The 872-nt window shown below is 70.8% G+C and carries 1 protein-coding gene; it reads right to left on the bottom strand.

Annotated elements, in window-relative coordinates:
- Positions 1 to 872 (bottom strand): autotransporter outer membrane beta-barrel domain-containing protein (locus ACJ8KE_RS23725; RefSeq protein ID WP_442517385.1); only part of this gene is annotated, 872 nt, incomplete at both ends.

The following is an 872-nucleotide window of genomic DNA, read 5'->3' as shown; positions in this document are numbered from 1 at the left end:
GCCTTCAGCACCATCCCGTCGCGCGACACCGGCACGCTGTCCACCACGAACGGCGCGTTGCCGCCGTTGAACCGCAGCCCGGTGCCACGCTCCAGCCCGCCGTACTGGTGTTGCCACCCCAGCTCGCTGCGCAGCGCCACCGTCGTGCCCGGGCTCACCTGCCACTCAGTGTCCGCGCGCAGTCCCAGCGTCGACACCGTCGCGTCGGTGTGCTGCTTGTCGCCGCGCAGCGCCGCTGCGCCGCCGCTTTCCGCGATGCCGTTGTTTTCAAAGTTCACGTACGCCAGGTTGACGAACGGCTCCAGGTTCAGCCACTCGCCCTTCACGCTGTAGCCCGCTTCCGCGAACAGCTGCTCGGTGCGCGCGCTGTACTTCGCCGTGTCGCGGTCCGACTGCATCCCGTAGTTCACCGACCGCTTGGTGTCGATGCGGTGCCAGGTGTAGCCCGCCCCGCCCCGCAGCGCCAGCGCCCCGAACTGCTTGTCGCCGTACGCCGCCAGGTGGTAGTTGTCGCTGTCCGCCTTCGACCCGTACCCGCCGTGCAGCGAGGTGCGGGTGTAGCCGGTCGCCACCCCCAGCCGCCAGTCGGCCGCCGCCGCCGAGTCCAGCCCCACCAGCACCCCGTAGGTCGAGGCCTGATAGCCGGTGGCGTTGGCGTCGCCCGACGCATGGTCCCACGCTCCCAGCAACTGCGCCCAGGCGCCGTCCTCGTCCGCCTTGATGGCCGACGAACTCGCCAGCCCTTCCGCCTGGCGCAGACGCCCGTTCAGCGCCTCACGCAGGTAGCGGCTGTCGTTCACCAGCGCCGACGCGATGTCCGCATGGATTTGCCCCGACAGCTGACGGAACGCCTGCCGCGCCTCGCCCGCCGT

Source organism: Serratia sp. CY56464, assembly GCF_052168435.1.
In the GTDB taxonomy this organism is placed as follows: domain Bacteria; phylum Pseudomonadota; class Gammaproteobacteria; order Enterobacterales; family Enterobacteriaceae; genus Serratia; species Serratia marcescens.
Note: the sequence above shows the minus strand (reverse complement) of the source record. Positions and strands in the feature narration are given on the sequence as shown.